Raw genomic sequence first — 20,247 nt, forward strand, 5'->3', positions numbered from 1 at the left:
CATCCCTCCATTCACCAAGAGTACAACAAAATCGCAGAAATCGCGACTATGATTATCGGTACAAAAACTCTTTTCAAAACTTTTAGAAAATCCACTTTAAAATACTGACAAGTCAGCACCAAGCACAAATGAACTGGCGATAATAAAACACCAATCACCGAGAAAACATAGACAATTATTGCTAAATTACTCGCGCCCATTCCAATAACAATTGGTAGATATACTCCTACCGCTCCACTCGTCAAGCCAGTCGACATACCTATTACAAGTGGAAGAACTATTGATATCACAAGCATCCCAAAACCAGCCTTTGAAAGTTCGGAGTTCATTTTCTGACCAATTCCAAGATCTATCATCGAATGCTTGTAAAGAAAGACTACAATTAAAATAGGTACGATATCCATTTTTTTAAATGAATTGATTAAAGGCTTCCAGACGAATTTGCTCCTGAGTATCGCATAAAAAGAGCTCGCAATCGACAATGCTAACCAACCATCTATTTTGAAAATTAGTATCATGAAACCCGTTGAAAGGATTATCAATAAAGGCCACATTTTCTTCAAATCTTCTTTTTGTATACGTCTCATCTTTGGTAATGTAAAGCCATTCAGATAAATCCAACCAATTAGAAAAGAAATCACAAAAAGAGGTGATAATTTAAGAGAAATTATCCCCAATGGTATATTCACAAGGCTTGACAGAAGATACATCGCAGGATAAACAGGCCAGAAGAATTCAAGACAATGGCGGAACCAATAATTGACGGTGGTTTTTTGTAGATTATCCATACCTAAGCCTATTTGATCAACCATAGGGGCAGTGAACATTGCTCCTGCAGGCATTGGCATGAGTCCTACTATTGCAGGCATCAACACAGCCGCAGATCGCGTATCTTGAAACAATTTTTGAACAGAGCTTGAGAAATGATCAGCGTCTCTTGAAACATTCATGAGTTCCCCAAGAAAATATATTAAGAAAATACTCGGAAGGAGTGTTATAAAAGAAATATCACTGATAGAAGCCAAAAATAATTTTGAAAATCCAAATATGATCTGTCGGTTGATTGCTGCAAAAATCGCAAAACCTGCTATCATAGAGATGATCAGTTTTTTGGTTATTCTTTGAAAAACAATCACCGACGCAAGAGACACAAGGACCGATAGAGTTGTCACCCGATGACCCCCTCTTGCTCAGACTCTGAGTCTATTTTACAAGTGAAGGAGGTTTAAAGTGTGATCAAGATCAAAAGAGTTTATGAAGAAAATGGTAAGTTCTTCGGTGTGAGTGATCAAAGCCCGTTTTATCCCGATGGAAAAGGTGGTCAATTAGGAGATCGTGGTAAGATTGGAACGGCTAATGTGCTTGGAGTGGAAGAAATCCAAAACGAGATAATTCATGTATTAGATAAGTTTATCGAACCTGGTGAGCACAACTACGCCATAGATGAATCAAGACGGTTTGACATAGCTGTGCAACATACGGCACAACATATATTATCCGCTTCATTCTTGAAAACTATTCAAGCAAAAACTATGAGCTTTCACATGGGTGAGGAATTCTCAACGATAGATCTTGACATACCACAACTCACACTTGAAGCTCTCGAAGATGTAGAATCAGTCGCAAACCAAGTTGTGAGAAATTGTCTGAATGTTCAGATAGTAGAAGTAGAAAGGAATGAAGCGGAAAGTATGAACCTTCGAAAATCACTGAGCGAAAAAGTCGGGCAAATTGTTAGAGTTGTCAAAATAGACGATTTCGATGCATCAGCCTGTGCTGGATTTCACGTTAAAAATACAGGTGAAATAGGTATTATCAAGGTAATTTCATGGGAAAAGACCAAAGGTGCACTCACAAGGGTCTATTTTGTGGCAGGAAATAGAGCATTACGTGACTACAGCAAAAGAGTACTCGTTCTGAGACAACTGTCAAAACTACTCACAAGTTCTGTAGATGAAATGACAATCCGAGTTGAAACTTTACTGAATAAGATAAGAGATCAAACATCTTTGATCAATCGCTTAGCCGAGGAGACGGCAAAGATCATTGCCGACAATTTACCCGAAAGATCGATCGGAAAATACAAAATCACAACTTACGAAGGCTTTGATGACGTAGCCAATGTCTTGCCAAAATATTTCAAATCAGATTTGTTGATATGTAAAACAACGGGAGGATATCAATTTATCTCAAAGGATCTTGATTGTTCAAGATTGATAAGCTATTTAAAAGAGCGAGTTTCTGGTGTTGGTGGAGGAGGAGCAAAGCGAGGTTCATTGAAAACCGAGATTGGTTGGCAAGAATTGTTATTACTCGTTGAAGAAGCCTTGGGGGTGATGTAATGAAATTGACTTTGGCAAAAATTCCAACACCTATTGAGTATTTATCAAGATTGAGTCGAGAATACAACAAAGAAATATATGTGAAAAGAGACGATATGACAGAGCTCGTATCAAGTGGTAATAAGATAAGAAAACTTGAATTTTTGCTCGCCGATGCCTTAAGAAAAAGATGTGACATTGTCTTTACCTGTGGTGGCATACAATCAAATCACGCAAGGGCAACTGCTCATCTGTCGATTAAATTAGGTCTCAAACCCGTTTTGTTCCTAAGACAACCCCAGGCAATGGATAAAAATTCACAGGTCCCCAAAGTTGAGGTTAAAACTCTCAAAGGTAACGAACCAATGGGAGCTTACAATCAAGATAACGGGAATTTATTAATCGACAAACTTCTTGGTGCTGAATTGATCACTGTAACAGTAGATCAATATGAAAATATAGACCAAGTTTATGAAGAACATAAAAAGGACTATGAAAGAAAGGGTTTGAAAGTTTACACAATACCAGAAGGTGGCTCTAACTCCTTAGGTGCGATGGGATATGTTTATGCCGCTGCGGAGATAATATCACAAGTGGATTTGGATGAATTCGATGCAATATATTGTGCCGTTGGAAGTGGTGGTACTTATGCCGGATTGATAGCCGGACTGAGATACATGGGTTATAAAACAAAGGTCATAGGAATCAATGTAACAAAAACTTCATCACAACGATTCGTTGAAAAGATAGAACAGATAGTCAAAGGGATGAAAGATTTCGGTATAGATGTACGTATAGAAAAGAAAGAAATAGAGATAATCGATGATTTCAGTGGGCCAGCTTACGCAATCCCAACAGAATCCGATCTGGATTATATAAAACATGTCGCTTCAAATGAAGGGATCATACTCGACCCTGTCTATACCGCAAAGACTTTTCGGGGAATGATAGAGACATCCAAAAAAGGACAGAAAATTTTGTTCATACACACAGGTGGACTTTTTGGATTGTTTGCTCAGGCAGATAAATTCATCTGGAAATGAGAAGATTAATCTTTTTAATTGGAATTATTCCACTACTTTGTGGATGTGTCTATATCATTGAACCAAAGGACATCGTCTATGAGCTCACTGGTGATCTTTATACTGCACGAGTTTATCACCTAAAAGTGGGCGTTAAAAATGCTTTGGGTTTTTTAATGGCTGGTACAACAATCAAGGTCAATGGAGTTGAATACAAAACAGATGACTTTGGCTATGCTGTGATCCAACTTTATTACGAGAAAGCCGGTATCAAAGAGCTCAAGATCGAGAAAGAATCCATTCATAAAACATTAGAAATCGATGTGAAAAAACCATCATGGCTCATCTTTTTATGGCTTGCCTCCGATAACAATCTCGATTATCAAGCGATACGTGATTTAGAAGAAATGAAAAACGCTGCACGGGATGTCTCTCTGATCATTCTATGGGATAGTTCAGATGAATCGAAAGATGGAATATACGTAATGGATGGTTCGACTCCAATTAGAATAGAAGAAACCGGTGAGATCAACAGTGGAGATGGTAATCTTCTTAAATATTATACTGAAAGGTTTAGTAAAATCGATTCAAACTACAAAGCCCTAATAATATGGAATCATGGCTTGGCCTGGGACGATCGAAATGTTTACAAAACCAAGGGTATTTCTTACGACGATCAAAGCAATGATTTTTTCACCATTCAAGAAATCTCAGATAATGTAACAGGTAACTGGGATGTATTTGGAATGGATGCTTGTTTAATGGGTTCTATAGAAGTAGTTTACGCTTTAAAGGATGTTGCCGATTACATCTTAGCTTCAGCACATAATATTCCAGGAACTGGTTGGGATTACAACTTCACAGGATCGATAAGTCAAAGTATACCCTTAGAGATGTGTGAAAAAATAGTCGATTCTTACAGAGATTTTTACAGTAATTTCCAAAATATCTCTCTTGCAGTTTATGAAACAAAATATATAAGTGGCGCCGTAGATTTGTTTAATGAATTTCTTTCAACAACCAACACAGAACTGCAAAAAAGTTCCTGGACGACTTACAGTTCAAGTTATTGTTTGTACGATCTTGGTGAAGTTCTTGAGAGTCTTCAAGCGACACAAGTTTGGAATGGGTTTAGTCAAGTTGTTGTATACAAGTATTTGTCAAATTCCAGACCAAAGAGTCTTGCTACAAGTATCTTTGTGTGTAAAGACATAGAAAAAATGAATTATGACTCAACAAGATTTGCCATAGACACAGTATGGGATGAATTTCTTTTAGGTCATTGATCTTTGAAGTTATAGATAATTGATGTTTTTCTTGATTGGATAAAGGATTCAAGTTTGTGCATATCAAGCTCAGCCAAAAGAACGGTATCACCATTAGTAGAATTGTTCTTGACTATGTACCCGTCAAAAGAGCTGGTAATCGGAATCGGGGCTGTGACAGAAGCCCTGGCTTTCAGATCTTTTCCAAAAAACTTTCCAGACATTGCCGACCACAATCCATAAAATCCAACCATCTGTGAATGAGCCCACATATAAAATCGATCATCCCATTCTTTGTAATCAGTTAAACCAAATCCTGGAGTTGAAAGTATTCTCACACCATTATCTACGAACTGTTTCAATTTCAAACTATTTGTAAGTGATCTTTTTGGTACAACCGCTATCTTATAATCTTGCGTTTCAAAGATCATATTCTGCTTTGTACCTTCATGATATGCCATTAGTCCTTGCGTTGTGCCGAAAATCACGGAACAATTCCAGATCCTTGAAAGCTCAGCCATGACATTCTCACATGCTCGACTTGTTATCACAGAAGATTGATTAAGCGTCTTGACATATCTCTTACCTGGTGAGAGCAAAAGTAAAGGAAAGGTACCATAGAAAATCGTGTCCGTCAAGTGTGGAAAAACTATTATTTGCGGTGAAAAATCTCTCATTTTCACAAGAAAATGATTAATCAATGTCACAAACCCACCAAATCCAGAGATAGAAATATAATCCATCTGAACAACTGCAACTTTAACTACTCCTTTAATTCTTTTCTGTGGGAATGGTTGCACCAAAGTCCTGAGCCAACGTTGAAGCTTATTCCTTGAGAGTGAGGTAGAGAGTAAAAATCGAGTCAAACCCATGACACTCAACCTTCAGCGAAACTTCTCACGCTGAAAAAGACACCACTTTCAGTTTTTGAAACATCCATATCAATCATGCAACTTGTAGTGGAATCATATACTATCCCGGATTTTTCTCTTCCCTGACCCGGTACACAAAATTGGTATTGCAAGTTGTCTGCGTGATTTATCAACAAAGCTACAGGTACATTGAACTCTTTGCTCGCACCCCAACAAATCGCCTTTGTCAAGAGTAGATCAGAAATATTCGTGACACGCTGAAATACAATCGTTAAAAGTGTGTCAGATTCTCTGGATTTGTGTATCAATTCCCAATTAATCACCTTTGAAGAACAAATAATCACCATTTTTCCAAACGGGGTGTTCAGGTAATCAAAATCACTGCCATAGTGGATCTCATCTGAATTGGTGGCAACATACATATAACCTTTATCGTTACCTATTAGATAAGCATAAGCACCAGCAATGGGTTCTTCAATCCACGAAACAGCCAAATCGGTATGGTAAAATTCCTTCAAAACAATCTGCCTTCCAAGCAGAAGCCTCACGCATTCACCTCTGAAGATATTATAACACAAAAGGGAGGCTCACGCCTCCCTCTGGCGGGGACGACGGGACTTGAACCCGCGGCCACCGGTGTGACAGACCGGCATGCTAACCAGACTGCACCACGTCCCCAACACTTTTGTATTTTGACAGAAAATCCGAAGAAAGTCAAGTGGGCTTTTGAAGTTACTTTATTCTAAATTCAAGGTAAAATCATATCGAAAGTAAGTATTTCGTTCATCACTCCTGAGTTTGATTTGGTTTATTAAAAGCTTATCAGCTTTACATGTTGATTTCTTTCATTTTCATGGGTTTAGAAAATCGTATAATATATAATGGAAGGAAATTCAGCCGGCTGGTGTGCACACAGAAACGTATATTGGCATAGGTCTAATCTTTCAGAGAAAACTCTGTCGCAATGTTGTGTTGTTTTAACCTTACACATTCTTCCAACAAATCGACAAATTTCTGATCCAATGGCATATCTTTCATTATCTGTATTGCTTCTAACTCTGTATAAGCTTTTCTATAAGGTCTGTCATCTATCAAAGCGCTGTAAACATCTGCCACAGCAAGAATTCGAGCAAGTAATGGTATTTGTTCACCTTGTAATCTTTCTGGATAACCAGAACCGTCAAGACGTTCGTGATGATACCGAATGATTTTTGCTGTCTCTCGTAACCCTGGAAATTTTTCAACGATTTGCGCACCTATTTCGGGATGAATTTGAATAATTTCGTATTCCTGTGTCGAAAGTTTTCCAAGCTTGTTGAGAATACTCTCTGGTACAGCGATTTTCCCTATATCATGGAGTATTGCTGCTTTATATAGGAGTTTCAAATCTCTTTTTGAGAGTCTTGAAATCTTTCCGAGTTCCAATGAAATACGAGCAACCATTTTCGAATGATTTGCTGTATAACTGTCCTTTTTGGAAAGAATCTCTATGATTGCTTCAAGACCTTCGTACTCATAATGCTGCCTTATTAGAAATCTCCTTAGACTCTCAAAGGATATGACTGTCATGAATGCTATAAGAAGAGAAATGATGAAACTGTAGAAACTGAAAATTCTCCCAGAATAAACGAGTTTAAAGTCACCGTTTTTATAAGATATACGAACGACATTCTTCAATCCAGTCTCTGTGAGAATACCACCGGAATCAAAAAGGGCATAAATCGATTTATCTTTTACCCTTAACTGCCCTTCATCATCGTAAATACCAAATTTCATTCTGACAAAACCATTTTCATAGCCAATTTCGTACTCTTTCTCTATATTTTCATCTATCAAATCAACCTTAATCAAATTTGGATAAAGGCTTTTCATCTCCTCAACTTGCCGACTTAGAAACCCTTCATCACCTCTTAAAATTGCCTTGAACATATCATCCCAATGAAAATATCCTTCGCTCAACCCCTTTGCGGTGTATTGCAAATGTGCAACAAAAACCTGTAGAGCTAATTGCTCCACCTGTGAGGCTTTCTGGTGATTGATATTTATAAAAAACAATGCCGATAAAACAAAGGCAACTGTCAAAATAATTGGATGAAGTAGAAATTGTTTTCTGAAAATTATATTACTTTCACCTACTTGTGCTTTGAGATGAAGTTTTCAATCGATCTATCCCAACTTTTCTCATCTTCCTTTGAAAAATAACACGCAGGAAGTTCTCCATGAGATCTATGATAAGCAAGGCACTCACAGCAAATACCCTTTCGTGGACATCCTGGGTATGAACAGTTGCAGCTTTTGAGGTTTCTTTCTCTGTTAACACAGTTCACAGAATCTACCTCCTCAATCAGCCTTCATGAAGATTTTAGCAGAAAACCACAAAGCCACAACCCCACAAACAAGGAAGATGATATTTGTCGTTACAAAATATATCGTGCTCATAGCCTGTGCATTCGCACTGTAACGAACAAGATCTGCGGCATATTTGACTGGAAGAATATAGGCGATCCATCTTATATAACTGGGCATGAAGTTGATTGGAAAATATACTCCCGAGAAAAAGACCATAACTGTGTTGAGAATTGAAGCGGCGTTCGACGCCGCATTCGTGTTTTTAAATACAGATAAAAGTAAGACTCCTATCGCCATCATTCCAATCGTGACGAAAACGACGGTTGGCACCAACAAAAACCAATTGAACTGTATATTACTCTTAAAGATCACGCTACACAGCATCAAAACAACTACAAGAGACAAAAAACTGAGAATCAATCTCACAAAAGAGACACTCGAAATAATCTTGATTGGCTCAACACCAGTCAAAGTCAATCTTCTAAGGGTACCCTTTTTCCTGTAATTTCCAAAAACCGTTATTATAGAAAACATCCCATTCGAGAACAAAGACAATGCTATAACGCCCATCATCATATAGTCAAAATCCGAGATTTCCGTAGTGGTTTGTTGAATTTGTTTACTGTCGATATCTATGTACTTTCTGGGTGAATTGATGGTTTTTTCAATAATTCCCTTCAAGGAAAGCTCTAAAATCTTTACTTCACCGATAAGCGACGGGTTGTTTTGATAATATAAACTAACACTTGTTCCGAAGGTTGTTACTCCGATTGGAATCTTTGATTCTTGCACATCACTCAAGAGATCTTTATCATCATGATAAATCTTTACATCCCAACTACCCAACTCTTCCAGTGCTGAGATGATCTTTGCATCGTCTGTATATATTCCAATCGTTCTTCTGTAAGAACTCTCACCACTGAACACAAATCCGAAGATCAGAAGGAACACCACAGGGAAAAAGACTGTGAAGAAAAGACCAACTGAATTTCTCACAGATTCCAATGAATAAGCCTTCATGAAAACAAAGAATTGCCTATTCATAACCCATCACCCTCTTGAAGTTCAGAGAGAAAGCAACAATTGAACCTATGATCCACAATCCCGGAATGACCCAAAATTCCATTTGAGAAAAACTATATAGATGTAGTCCAAGGGAATATCTCAAATTTTCAACCAAATAGGTTGTCGGTAATATTCGCACCACGATTTTAATAAGCTGAGGCATGTTGAAATTCAAAACTGGAAAATAGAATCCTCCAAGGAACATCAATATCTGATAGGCAATCTGAGTAATAACCAGAGCGGTAGTGAACTTTCTGCAGAAAGATGCAACCACTATTCCCAAACTGAAACAAACAGCTATTGAATACAAAAGCTTCAATATGAATTCAATAGACAAACAAAGAGTACTTATTTTGTAAACTGCCAATCCCATTACATAGATCAATACGCAAGAGAGTACCATACTTGTGAAAAGACTCATACCCAGTGATAAAAGATAATCAAAAGAATTAGTTGGAGTTGTATACAATCTCTTGTTTACCGCTTGCTCTCGGTTGTAGATCAGTCCAAGCGGAAGGCTGAACAACGCTCCAGACATGATAGACATAAGCAATATGGCTGGAAAAACATATGTTGGATAGTGAAATTGATTCGAATGTCTTTGCCCTTCAATAGGCTTTACAATAAAATCAACAACCTTGTACTCTCCACCAGATCTTAAAATCGCCTGTTTTGACATCTCAAGATCAACTTGTTGGAGAATGGATTGAAGTATTTTGCTCGCTATCTGTGATTCATAAGAATTTGCAAGTGTATAGAGCTCAATCTTTGCCGGACTACCTGAAAAAAGCATGACTCTCGCCATTGATATGTTCAACCCTTTTGGTATTCTGAGCACGAGATCTATCTTTTTCAACTGAAGATTTTTTTGTGCTTCATCTAAATCTTCAAACATTGTGATCTGAAATGGTTCTGGCTGAATCTTTTCGATAACTTGTTCCAGGATCTTTCCAAAACCCGCGAAATCTTCTTCCTTTACAATTCCAAGCCTGAAAATTATTCCACTGTCATTCGATGAAGTGCCTGAAAAAACTGAAACGAGTATGAAAAACAAGATCAATGGAAAAATGAATGGCCAGAAGAAACCACTGAATTCACGAACATCGTTCAAAAAGAAAGCCTTTGATAGTTTGAAAATTCGCATTTTCCCACCTCAATCTCTGAGGGAATGGCCGGTTAGATTCAGAAAGACATCTTCGAGATTTGGTCTTCTTATCACGATGTTATCGATATTAATTTCGAGTTGTTTTGCCTTGTTCAAAAGCATGTGGATCGATTCTTCAACATCACTCACTGGTAGGATCAGTTTATCATGGTCGGCAGTTCTCAAATTGACGATTTCTTTGAGAAGTACCTGTGAGTTGTCAGCAGAAAATTCGATATAACTATCCATACCAATCGACTTCACAAGTTCCTGTACTGTACCAGAAGCTATGATCTTACCATGATCCATTATAAAAACTCTGTCGGCGAGTTTTTCAGCCTCTTCCATATAATGGGTAGTTAAAAAGATTGTCTTTCCTTTCTGCTTTAGCTGTTCTATGATTTCCCAGACATGTCTACGAGCTTGTGGATCGAGTCCAGTTGTGGGTTCATCGAGAAAAAGAATCTTTGGGTCGTTGACAAGTGCCACAGCAAGAGCCAACCTTTGAAGTTGTCCCCCTGAAAGATTTTTCACCCTACTCTTAGTCTTTTCTTGAAGTGCAACAAGATTTATCAGGTTTTCTATATCATTCTTCTTGGCTTGAATATTGTACAAACCCGCGAAAAGTTCAATTGTCTCATAAACAGTTAGATGTTCAAAAAAGGCCGTTTTCTGAAGTTGAACCCCTATTTGAGATTTCACGTCCTTATCAATTTGGTCAACCTTTCTTCCAAAATAATAGATCTCTCCTTCGTCTTTTTTTCTTAACCCTTCTATGATTTCAACGGTTGTCGTCTTTCCTGCACCATTTGGTCCAAGGAGTGCCACGATTTCTCCTTCAAATACTTCAAAACTGACACCATCGACTGCCTTTGTACTACCGTAATATTTTTTAAGATTCTTGACCATTATTGCATTCATTGAAATACCCCCTCGTGTACTTATGATAGTATAGTAAATAGGTGATGTTATGGTTAAGGATGCATTTGATTATTTGGTACAAGGAGTTTACATTGTGTCAACAGAGTTTGAAAACCAGTTGTCTGGCTTAACTGCCGCGTGGGTTATGCAATCTTCTTTTAAACCAGCTATGCTTGCAGTATCACTTGGTCCAACGAGACGAACAGCAGAACTCATTGAAAAAAGTGGAAAATTCGCTATTCAGATCTTGGACGAGAGTCAACGCCAATTGGCAGAACTTTTCGGTTATTATTCAAGTAGAAATTTCGACAAATTTTCAAAGGTCAAATGGTCAAAGAGTGAAAAGTTGGGATTACCAATAATCGAAGGAGTACTTGGTTATTTTGAGTGTGAGTTAGAAGGTAAGTTTGTATCAGGAGATCATTTCATCTACAATGGTAGAATTGTCAACCACAAAGTATTTAGACAAAATGGTAAACCAATGATCTTTCTCATGAGAGACTGGTTTTGAAAAGAGGGATATCGATGTTTATACAAGTGACCAGAGGGGTTTATGTTAACAGAGATCGTGTCAGAGCTGTCATATCGATCAATAACATCACTGCAAAACAGATGCGCGAAACAGCCAGTTTTTCAAATAAGATGTTGAATTTAACCTATGGTGCACAGGCAAAAAGTGTCATTGTCACAGACAGTGGTCATGTATTGCTCCTTGGTGAAAAGGCAAACAGAGTTAAACAGAGACTTTTCAAAAAGAAAGAGCAGGATCAGCAGTCACGCTGAGTGAAAAATTCACTCCTTCATTGAGTATCTCAGTGGCAGCCTGCGCTATCATTGCTGCATTGTCAGTGCAAAGGGATTTTGGGGGAATGTAAAGTTCAAAATCCATCTTTTTCGCTGTTTGACTTAGTTTTTCCCGTAATCTCGTGTTCGAAGCCACTCCTCCACTGACCACGAGTTTTTTCAAACCAGTCATTTGCAGTGCACTCGCAGCTTTTTCAACAAGAACATCGATAACGGCTTCTTGAAAAGAGGCAGCGACATCTGCGACACAAAAATCTCTTTCCTTTTGTAAAAGATACAATACAGAAGTTTTCAAACCGGAGAAACTGAAATCGAGGTTTTCTTTTTCAATCATCGCCCTTGGAAAGTTATATTTGTGTGGATCACCATCTTTTGAAATCTTTTCTATAGCAGGTCCACCGGGATACCCAATGTTGAGTAATCTTGCCACCTTATCAAAAGCCTCTCCAGCAGCGTCATCCAAAGTTCTACCAAGTACCTTTGGCTTTGTTGTGGAATTTTCAAAAACCAAGAGCTCGGTGTGTCCACCAGAAACCAGTAAAGCAACATATGGAAGTGTCAAGTGATCAAAAGCCAAATGCGCTGCACAGACATGACCAAGTAGATGATTGACTCCTATTAATGGTTTATTCAGTGAGACTGATACTCCCTTGGCAAAGGAAAGCCCTACAAGCAGAGCACCTATGAGTCCTGGACCTATGGTAACAGCGATCGCGTCTATTTCTGAAAGATTTATATTAGACTGATAAACTGCCTCTTTGTATATCACAGGCAAATTTTTCAGGTGTTGTCTTGCTGCTATCTCTGGTACGACTCCTCCGAATTTTCCATGAATTTCTATTTGCGATAAGACTATGTTGGACAAGACCTTTTTGTCCTCGACTACCGCAACCGACGTCTCGTCACAAGACGTTTCAATTGCCAATACCAAAGGCACTACGCTATCTCCCTCATTACCATTCTTGGTTTCTCAGTTCCTTCAACTGCTTCACGAGTTACGATAACTTTCTCAATATCTTTTGAAGAAGGAATCTCAAACATGATATCTATCATGATTTCTTCAAATACACTCTTAAGTGCTCTTGCGCCAGTTCCTTTTTTGAGTGCTTTGCGGGCAATGGCATAGAGCGCATCGGTCGTTATCTCGAGTTCTATGTTATCAAGCTGGAGTAATTTTTTGTACTGTTTTATGATCGCATTCTTTGGCTCGTTGAGTATTCTGACCAAATCCTCCTCGCTAAGATCGTCTAATGTGGCTATCACGGGAAATCGTCCGACGAATTCCGGTATCATTCCATACTGGACAAGATCATCTGGTGTCACATAAGATAAGATCTCACCGAGTCTCATTTGTTTTTTACTCTTCACGTCTGCCCCGAAACCCATCGTAGAATCTTGAATTCTTCTTTTCACAATTTCCTCGAGTCCGTCGAAGGCACCACCAACGATGAACAGAATATTAGTCGTATCAACCTTTATGAATTCTTGATATGGATGCTTTCTGCCTCCTTGGGGCGGCACGTTTGCTATGGTTCCCTCTACGATCTTTAGTAATGCCTGCTGTACACCTTCTCCCGAAACATCCCTTGTAATAGAAGGGTTGGGAGACTTACGGGCGATTTTATCAATCTCATCGATGTAAATGATGCCATATTGAGTTCTCTCTATATCAAAATGTGCAACCTCTAAGAGCCTCAGAATGACATTTTCAACATCTTCTCCCACATAACCGGCTTCTGTCAATGGCGTTGCGTCAGCTATTGCAAAGGGTACATCCAGTATCTTCGCAAGAACCCTGGCTATCAAGGTTTTCCCACAGCCCGTCGGCCCTACCATCATTATGTTGGATTTTTCTATTTCAACATCATCGTTATCGGTACCATAGAAAACTCTCTTGTAATGATTATAAACGGCAACTGATATTATCTTTTTTGCTCTTTCCTGACCAACTACATATTTGTCAAGCTCGGCTTTTATCTCAGCGGGTTTTGGTAACTGCCGCTTTTTTTCTCTTTTGACACGCTTGTCGGTAACAAGAAGATCATGAAACAACTCAACACACTCATCACATATGTATGCGCTCGGACCGGCTATCAATTTGTTTACCTGACTCGCAGGTCTTCCACAAAATGAACAGAATTTTTCTGCCAAATATCTCCCTCCGGTGTCATTGTAACACAATGAATGGTTTTCATAGTTAATAAGAGTTCACAAAATTATGATCAGAAAAATCAACGACCAGCCAGTTTCTGTGACAGAATCCTTTGCTTTTCCCAATATCCATCGAGCTTACCTTGCGATGAAAGTTGTGCTATTCTCTTCCTAAACCATTCTGGAATAACTGCACTACCTATCTGTTCTAATTCTGTACCAGGTAAAGGCATGAAAGTATGCGCGTGTATTTTGCAGCCAATACGAACGAGTTTGTCGATCAAATTGAGTGTCTCGTATCTATCTTCATCTGTTTCAAAGGGAAATCCAAAGATGAAATCGACATACGGTGTAAAATCATTGGAAAGGATCAGATCGATGGCTTTCAGCAGATTCTCGACAGAATGAGTCCTTTTGATCTTTTTAAGTACTCGCTCACTTCCACTTTGAGCACCTATAGTGATTGATCTGTTGTTGACGTATTTTTTGATCGCCTTTAGCAAATCGTCACTAACCGATTCCGGTCTGACATCAGACGGAAAGGTACCAAAGTATATCTCTCTCATACCGATTTTTTTCAATTCAAACAACATTGTGTCTATAGCATTTACATTGGGTTTGATACCATCGATCGAACCATATCCAAAAGAATTGGGTGATATAAACCTGGCTATGTATTTGTTCTTCTTCAAACCCAATTCACAGTAATGGATTATCGATTCGATACTTCTGTGCCTTGGCTTTCTACCTCCAATTAGCGATGTCTCGCAATAAGCGCAATCAAAGACACAGCCTCTTGTTATTTCAAGAGGCATGAAAAGATCTAAATCAACACAAAATGGAGGATAATCATCGAGATTGATTCGATTTTTAAGTCCATCGAAGATAACGTCTTGTTCGCCATTCAAGAATCTTATGAGATTCTCCTCACCATCTCCTATGAAGATGTGATGAAAACCAAGTTCTAAAGATTTAAATGGTCTTGCTGTGACATGTGGTCCACCGGCTATCAATGTATAACCCAAGACCTTCAGTTTTTGTATCTCTTTAGAAATCTGATCAAGATCAAAACTCATGAAAGAATACGCAACGACAGCGGGTGGCTCTATTTTCAAAATCTCCCGTACATCATTTGCAAGAAATATCTGTACATCTTTTACTCTACTGTGTACAGCGCTTATCAATGGTATGAGGCTATAACGGTTGTTTTTCTGCATTCTGAAGATGAGTTTCAAGGCTTATCACCTATAGTTTGACAGACGGATTCTATAAAAAGATGAATGGGAATCGTTTTGTTCTCAGAAGATTTTATCTCCCTATCGAGCGATTGAAGTTGATTTAATATCGATTCTAATTTCTCAAAATCATAAATCTTTAAATGATTAATAGTGCGAGGCTGACCTTTAAAAGTGAATCCCATTATCCTCGCGGCTCTCACAATTGGTATATCAAGTTTCTGTGAGATATCTTTTATATAAACCCATGAATAACTCTCACGTCTGTCAGCAACAGACAAGATTTTATACAGATCGATAAAATGTTTACAGAGGGCATTCACGATGAGTACTGGCTCAGCATAGGAAAGGACCATTGACAGGATCTTGTGAGATTGCTCTTGATTGCCCGATGATATAGAAAAACACAATTCGTCGATTTGTAATTTAGAGTGGTTGAAGACAAATTCTTTCACCAATTCAGATGTGATCTTTTTACCAACACAAACGAGTTTTTCTATCTCTCTTTCTATGAGAAGATCATCGGGACCAACCATATCAAAGAACGTCTCTAAGGCAGCTGTGTCAAAAGATAATGAATGTTTTTTCAATCTTTCCTGTATGTATTCAAGCCATTTTTCACGTTCCCAAGGCTTAGGCAGGGAAAAATCCATTGATTCAAGATCTTTAATCGGGGTGGAAGTTCTCACAACAACAGGTATAGATGCCGCCTCAATCTTTTCTAAAAACTGTTTCTGGTCTTCTTTCTTCCAACTACTGTAATCAACCACATCTATGAGAAACGACGCAAAAAGATTATTTTGAGACAAGATCTCAGAGATTCTTTGAGCATCATCAACATCGATTTTTATTCTCGTCAGATTTTTTTCCAAAGCGATATTTTTTACATATTCATCTTTCAAAACCCTTGCATCACCTGAAAGTACAAGTACATTCAGTTCGATCACCTACAATTCATATTTTATCCTTAGTTTTTATTTGAGCTATAAATGAATCTATCTTTGCTTCGACAGAAGGTGTGAAAGGATTTCCATCAACTTCTATGGAAACAAAAGGTAATCTTTTTGAGGTATCTGCTTTTCTTTTTTCCAACTCACTCTTTATTATAGACTCCGCAATTCTACTGGGCATGCACCCGAATGGTCCAATAGATATCACTCCATCATAATACCCACCAATCTCGGCTAAAGTGCTCCCTATGGTCAAGATCGCTTCTCCTGTTAGGACTGGATCGAGTGATGAAGAAGCACACTTTATCACATGTTCTATGTTCAACATTCTCGTGTCACACAATCTCGCTTTTGCGAAGATCTCTTTGACCTTTTTTTCAAAATACCTTTTCACGAGTAGCTCTGGGAGTTTTTTAGCACGTTGTAGAAACGTTGAATTCTTACTCGTTAATTTCTTTAGGAATATGTAATCTGTGTAATACATCCATTCATGAATCGGAGATATTTGGAGAATTATTCCTTCTGATGCAAAGAGTTCTTCCATCTTCCTTCTGCTGAAGTCATCCCACCTGACATAGATCTCACCTGTGAGCAAAACCTTTGGTGATTGCGAATATCTCTCATGCAATTTTAAAGATGCTAATTCTTGTGATATTTCTCTAATAGTATTGAAGACACCGGTCAAATTATCTGATTCGAGCGATTTGATTATCTGTTGTTGATGTCTCTTGATCATCTTTTTCGCCAAAGACTTGTCTTGGTGAAGTGCCATTAGGGATCTTTCAATGTTCGAATATAAGTCAGATATCAAAATTGCGATCCAAGCTCTCAATGTAAAGGCGATACCCAAACCACCATAGGCATTTTCTGAGCTCAGCGACAGTAGAGCTACATTGTCGATGTTGTTCTGTCTTAGCCATAGTTTCATGTAAATATTGTATTGGCCAAATCGACAAGGTCCTGAGGTTTGCGGCATGAAATAGAGTGTAATCTCATCATTTGATCTTTCTTCAGACAGGTACCTGATCAAACTTCCAAGGGTTAATTGTAAGGGAAGACATTCCTTTGATAGAGAATTGCCTCTACCCAATTTGTATTCGAGTTCTCCCATTGGTGGACAAACATAGGTATTCACACCAAAATGTCTGATGGCTGCCGCCAAACAAGATGCACCAAATGCACCCATCGTTGGAAAAACAAGACGTACACGTTTATCGGTCCAAGGTATTATTTTAGAACCGCTGCGTATGAATACTCCACTTTTGTTTATAGTAATATCTAATGGTTTATATTCTCTTTGAATCTGCTGTTTATTTTTTCTATACCTTATCACATCGAAGAAAGCTTCGATTCGTGTTTCGATACCGGCATCTGCCGTATGACTGTCGAGTTCGAGTATCAAAACTGGTTTGTCTTTCATTACGTCTTTGAAATAGGAAAGTACGAAAGAATCGGGACCACAACTGAAATTCGTTATGTAAACTGGATAGAGATTCGGATGATCTTTGACATAATTTGCTGCCTTTAATATCATCTCACCCCAAGCCCAATACATGTTCTCATAGCCAGGTTTGTCATCAAAGGGCAGTGTATCAAAGCTCGTGACAGGATAACCATAACTGGATATCTTCCTGGGAACACCAAGGTTAGCGTAACTCAGAAAGGCGTTATAAGACCTTCCAAAGATCACTATTCCAATGCCTCTTTTCTCAACTTCATCAAGAAAATCCCTGCCAATTTCTTTCAAGTTGTGCTCGAATTCTTGCTGTACTCTTTTGGCAGAATAGAAGGCATTTCTGACATCTTTATCGCTTATTTTCAGTGGTTTTAGCATTCTGTCGAGTGAATCTATGATTTTTTCTTCAGGCTCGGTGAAGTCGATATTACATGTCAATAAATCAGTATTCTTGAGTTCTTTAATGTCAGCCCTTAACCAGTCGATTTCACTTTGAACAAAGGGGCAAAAGACCCCATTGGTCTGTGAATGCTTGACTTTTATCGCCCTGATCCTTGGTACGAAAATAAAATCTGGTTTTTTCTTCAACAAAGAGATCATAAAACCGTGGGATTGTTCGACAGGAAAACAAAACTCCGCACCCATTTTGTCTTTGCCTTCTTCATCAGGGTCATCTGGAAGAACAATTTCAAAACCAAGCTCGGAAAAAAACCTTGAGAAAAATGGAAACAGAGTATTCATGGCAAAGGATCGACTCAAACCAATTTTCTTGCTGCCAGCACTTCCTTCAGGTAACGTGTACAAACGAAGTTCCCTTTTTCTCAAAAAATCAAGGCTCTCAGTGTCTTCACGATTTTCCCGGATATTTTCGTACATATTGCACGAACCACCAAAAAAGAGTTTCTTACCGTCTATTTGTATGACACTTATGGTGCATTTCCTATCGCACTTGTTTTTGCCACCAGAACACACAAATGGTTTGAGATAATTCACCTGCCGGTCTACCAGTTCTCTCAAATCATATGATTTTCTTTGTACAATACCTTTTTCCAAGTTTTCCATCGTCATCAGAGCGACTCCATATGCACCCATGAGTCCTGGCTCTGGTGGTACTATCACCTTTTTCCCCGTTAATGCCGCCATCGCATATGGAATTGCCTTGTTGTAACAGGTACCACCTTGGACAAACAGTTTTTTACCTACAGGTCTGTTTCCCTTCACTCGATTGATGTAATTCATACAAATGGAGTAAACAAGGCCGGCACATATATCTTCGGCAGAGATTTGTTCCTGAATGGCTGTTTTTATATCGCTGTTTATAAAAGCGGCGCATTGATCACTGAAATTTGGAGGATTTGGTCCTTTTAAAGCAAAGTCTGCTATCTGTGTATAATCTATCCCGAGTGATTCACGTGCTGCTTCTTCAAGAAAGGATCCTGTGCCAGCAGAACAAGCCTCGTTCATTGCATAATCATAAGGTATACCTTCATTCAAATAGGTGTACTTGGCGTCTTGTCCTCCTATTTCAAAGATCGTGTCTACATCTGGATCAAAAAAAGCCGCAGCTTTGGCATGAGCCATGATTTCATTGTAAACTGCATTTGTACCAACATGCAATCCAACTATCTTTCTGCCAGAACCTGTTACACCAACTGCGATTATCTTGATAGGTACGTCGATTTGCCGGAGTATCTCTTCATAACACTTTTTGGAAGCGTTGATAGGATCTCCAAGTGTTCGTAAGTAACTACTTGCGAGAATTTTCTTATCCTTTATTCTCACCAAAACTGCTTTGGTAGTTGTCGAACCAACATCCACACCCAGAACACATTCGTCGTCTTTTTGAGCTGCTCCTCTTTCCATTTGCTTGAATTCAACCATTGATGAAAAATTGAGCAGTGGTTGATGCCTTGAAAATGCCGATGGCAATTTGCCAGAGAGTATACTCGATTTGTCGATGAACCACATAGGATGCCTGTCGAGCCAAATGTATGCCCCCAAAGCTTCAAAATATGTCGATTCCTGAGGTATAACGAATTCTATTTGACCTTCAAGGTTTTTGAGCATCAATTCATTTTTGGTAGTACCTCCTATGAGTAGTATCTTGTTCACGTGAGCAGAATGTGCAAGTTGTAGTATTTTGTCTGCCATCACCTTTCCAAGACCATTTAAAACCATTTGTTTTGGAATCCCTTTGTTCAACGCATGGGTACAATCACTTTTACAAAACACCGTACACCTTGAGGAAAGTTTGTAGATTCCATCAAAACTGAAATAAGCTATTTCAGACAGATCTATACCCATTCTCTTGATCTGTTGCAGGAAAAATTCACCTGTTCCAGAAGCACATTTGTTACCCGTATAGATACCATTTATTCGGCCATCTCTGTCGAGTTTGTACAGAACGAAATTCTCCCCACCAGCCGATACGATGGCTTGACATTCTTTGTATTTTTCCTTTAGATGAGAATATGCAATCTCACATGCTTCGGATTCAGAAATTGAAGGTGCATTGAAGTACCTTCTGAGTTTTCTACCGGTAAATGCGATTTGCATGGAATCTGGGAAATCTTTGAGAATTTGTCGTACAGTGTTGATTGGATCTCCATTGTGTTGGATCCAAAGTGGTGAATTCGTATCTGAATAGACCGATACACTACTTGAACCAACACAAACACCAACCTTCACGTGA

At 38.6% G+C, this 20,247-nt stretch carries 18 protein-coding genes and 1 tRNA gene; 5 read left to right on the plus strand and 14 right to left on the minus strand.

What is annotated here, in order from left to right:
- Nucleotides 1-11: 11 nt before the first annotated feature.
- Nucleotides 12-1,172: a DUF401 family protein gene (locus TSP02S_RS08245; protein WP_041083351.1), complete on the minus strand. Its 1,161-nt coding sequence runs from the start codon at nucleotides 1,170-1,172 to the stop codon at nucleotides 12-14.
- 60 nt (nucleotides 1,173-1,232) lie between these two features.
- Here TSP02S_RS08245 and TSP02S_RS08250 point away from each other — a divergent pair, with 60 nt between their 5' ends.
- From TSP02S_RS08250 to TSP02S_RS08260, 3 genes are read left to right on the plus strand one after another with little or no spacing between them, the layout of a single operon-like run.
- A complete protein-coding gene (locus TSP02S_RS08250) occupies nucleotides 1,233-2,342 on the plus strand; it encodes an alanyl-tRNA editing protein (RefSeq protein WP_041083353.1) in 1,110 nt (369 codons plus the stop codon).
- Nucleotides 2,342-3,364, plus strand: coding sequence for a D-cysteine desulfhydrase family protein (locus TSP02S_RS08255; RefSeq protein ID WP_041083355.1), 1,023 nt, complete (start codon nucleotides 2,342-2,344; stop codon nucleotides 3,362-3,364). The genes TSP02S_RS08250 and TSP02S_RS08255 overlap by 1 nt, the downstream gene beginning before the upstream one ends.
- Complete coding sequence (locus tag TSP02S_RS08260; RefSeq protein ID WP_041083357.1) at nucleotides 3,361-4,629, plus strand: clostripain-related cysteine peptidase; 1,269 nt, start codon at nucleotides 3,361-3,363, stop codon at nucleotides 4,627-4,629. The genes TSP02S_RS08255 and TSP02S_RS08260 overlap by 4 nt, the downstream gene beginning before the upstream one ends.
- Here the strand turns inward: TSP02S_RS08260 and TSP02S_RS08265 are convergent.
- The 8 genes from TSP02S_RS08265 to TSP02S_RS08300 form a co-directional block, all read right to left on the minus strand.
- On the minus strand, nucleotides 4,623-5,480 hold the full coding sequence (locus TSP02S_RS08265) for a hypothetical protein (protein WP_041083359.1): 858 nt from the start codon (nucleotides 5,478-5,480) through the stop codon (nucleotides 4,623-4,625). The genes TSP02S_RS08260 and TSP02S_RS08265 overlap by 7 nt on opposite strands.
- A gap of 5 nt (nucleotides 5,481-5,485) precedes the next feature.
- Entirely contained in the window at nucleotides 5,486-6,028 is a 543-nt protein-coding gene (locus TSP02S_RS08270) for a hypothetical protein (protein WP_041083361.1), read from the minus strand.
- Nucleotides 6,029-6,080: 52 nt separating this feature from the next.
- Nucleotides 6,081-6,158 (minus strand) — tRNA-Asp (locus TSP02S_RS08275).
- 258 nt (nucleotides 6,159-6,416) lie between these two features.
- Nucleotides 6,417-7,562 (minus strand): HD-GYP domain-containing protein, encoded by a 1,146-nt coding sequence (locus TSP02S_RS10775; RefSeq protein WP_171816334.1) that lies wholly within the window; start codon nucleotides 7,560-7,562, stop codon nucleotides 6,417-6,419.
- 50 nt (nucleotides 7,563-7,612) lie between these two features.
- A complete protein-coding gene (locus tag TSP02S_RS08285) occupies nucleotides 7,613-7,807 on the minus strand; it encodes a DUF6485 family protein (protein WP_082025985.1) in 195 nt (64 codons plus the stop codon).
- Between the two features lie 13 nt (nucleotides 7,808-7,820).
- Nucleotides 7,821-8,873 (minus strand): ABC transporter permease, encoded by a 1,053-nt coding sequence (locus TSP02S_RS08290; RefSeq protein ID WP_041083365.1) that lies wholly within the window; start codon nucleotides 8,871-8,873, stop codon nucleotides 7,821-7,823.
- Complete coding sequence (locus TSP02S_RS08295) at nucleotides 8,866-10,038, minus strand: ABC transporter permease (protein WP_041083367.1); 1,173 nt, start codon at nucleotides 10,036-10,038, stop codon at nucleotides 8,866-8,868. The genes TSP02S_RS08290 and TSP02S_RS08295 overlap by 8 nt, the downstream gene beginning before the upstream one ends.
- A gap of 9 nt (nucleotides 10,039-10,047) precedes the next feature.
- A complete protein-coding gene (locus tag TSP02S_RS08300; protein WP_041083369.1) occupies nucleotides 10,048-10,959 on the minus strand; it encodes an ABC transporter ATP-binding protein in 912 nt (303 codons plus the stop codon).
- Nucleotides 10,960-11,008: 49 nt separating this feature from the next.
- Between TSP02S_RS08300 and TSP02S_RS08305 the strand changes: the two genes are divergently transcribed.
- Nucleotides 11,009-11,470 carry a flavin reductase family protein gene (locus tag TSP02S_RS08305; protein WP_070104622.1) on the plus strand — a complete coding sequence of 154 codons (462 nt, stop codon included), beginning with the start codon at nucleotides 11,009-11,011 and terminating at the stop codon, nucleotides 11,468-11,470.
- Between the two features lie 14 nt (nucleotides 11,471-11,484).
- Nucleotides 11,485-11,742 carry a DUF370 domain-containing protein gene (locus TSP02S_RS08310; protein ID WP_041083371.1) on the plus strand — a complete coding sequence of 86 codons (258 nt, stop codon included), beginning with the start codon at nucleotides 11,485-11,487 and terminating at the stop codon, nucleotides 11,740-11,742.
- Here the strand turns inward: TSP02S_RS08310 and tsaD are convergent.
- The 5 genes from tsaD to TSP02S_RS08335 form a co-directional block, all read right to left on the minus strand.
- On the minus strand, nucleotides 11,708-12,700 hold the full coding sequence (tsaD, locus tag TSP02S_RS08315) for a tRNA (adenosine(37)-N6)-threonylcarbamoyltransferase complex transferase subunit TsaD (RefSeq protein WP_052465396.1): 993 nt from the start codon (nucleotides 12,698-12,700) through the stop codon (nucleotides 11,708-11,710). The two genes, TSP02S_RS08310 and tsaD, sit on opposite strands and share 35 nt — an antisense overlap.
- Nucleotides 12,700-13,914: an ATP-dependent Clp protease ATP-binding subunit ClpX gene (gene clpX, locus TSP02S_RS08320; RefSeq protein ID WP_041083372.1), complete on the minus strand. Its 1,215-nt coding sequence runs from the start codon at nucleotides 13,912-13,914 to the stop codon at nucleotides 12,700-12,702. The genes tsaD and clpX overlap by 1 nt, the downstream gene beginning before the upstream one ends.
- An 80-nt stretch (nucleotides 13,915-13,994) precedes the next feature.
- Nucleotides 13,995-15,149: a TIGR04013 family B12-binding domain/radical SAM domain-containing protein gene (locus tag TSP02S_RS08325; protein ID WP_041083374.1), complete on the minus strand. Its 1,155-nt coding sequence runs from the start codon at nucleotides 15,147-15,149 to the stop codon at nucleotides 13,995-13,997.
- On the minus strand, nucleotides 15,146-16,096 hold the full coding sequence (gene holA, locus TSP02S_RS08330; protein ID WP_041083376.1) for a DNA polymerase III subunit delta: 951 nt from the start codon (nucleotides 16,094-16,096) through the stop codon (nucleotides 15,146-15,148). The genes TSP02S_RS08325 and holA overlap by 4 nt, the downstream gene beginning before the upstream one ends.
- Nucleotides 16,097-16,103: 7 nt before the next feature.
- Nucleotides 16,104-20,243, minus strand: a complete 4,140-nt coding sequence (locus TSP02S_RS08335) for an acyl-CoA dehydratase activase (protein ID WP_041083378.1) — start codon at nucleotides 20,241-20,243, stop codon at nucleotides 16,104-16,106.
- Nucleotides 20,244-20,247 lie beyond the last annotated feature (4 nt).

Source organism: Thermotoga profunda AZM34c06 (assembly GCF_000828675.1).
GTDB lineage: Bacteria > Thermotogota > Thermotogae > Thermotogales > DSM-5069 > Pseudothermotoga_B > Pseudothermotoga_B profunda.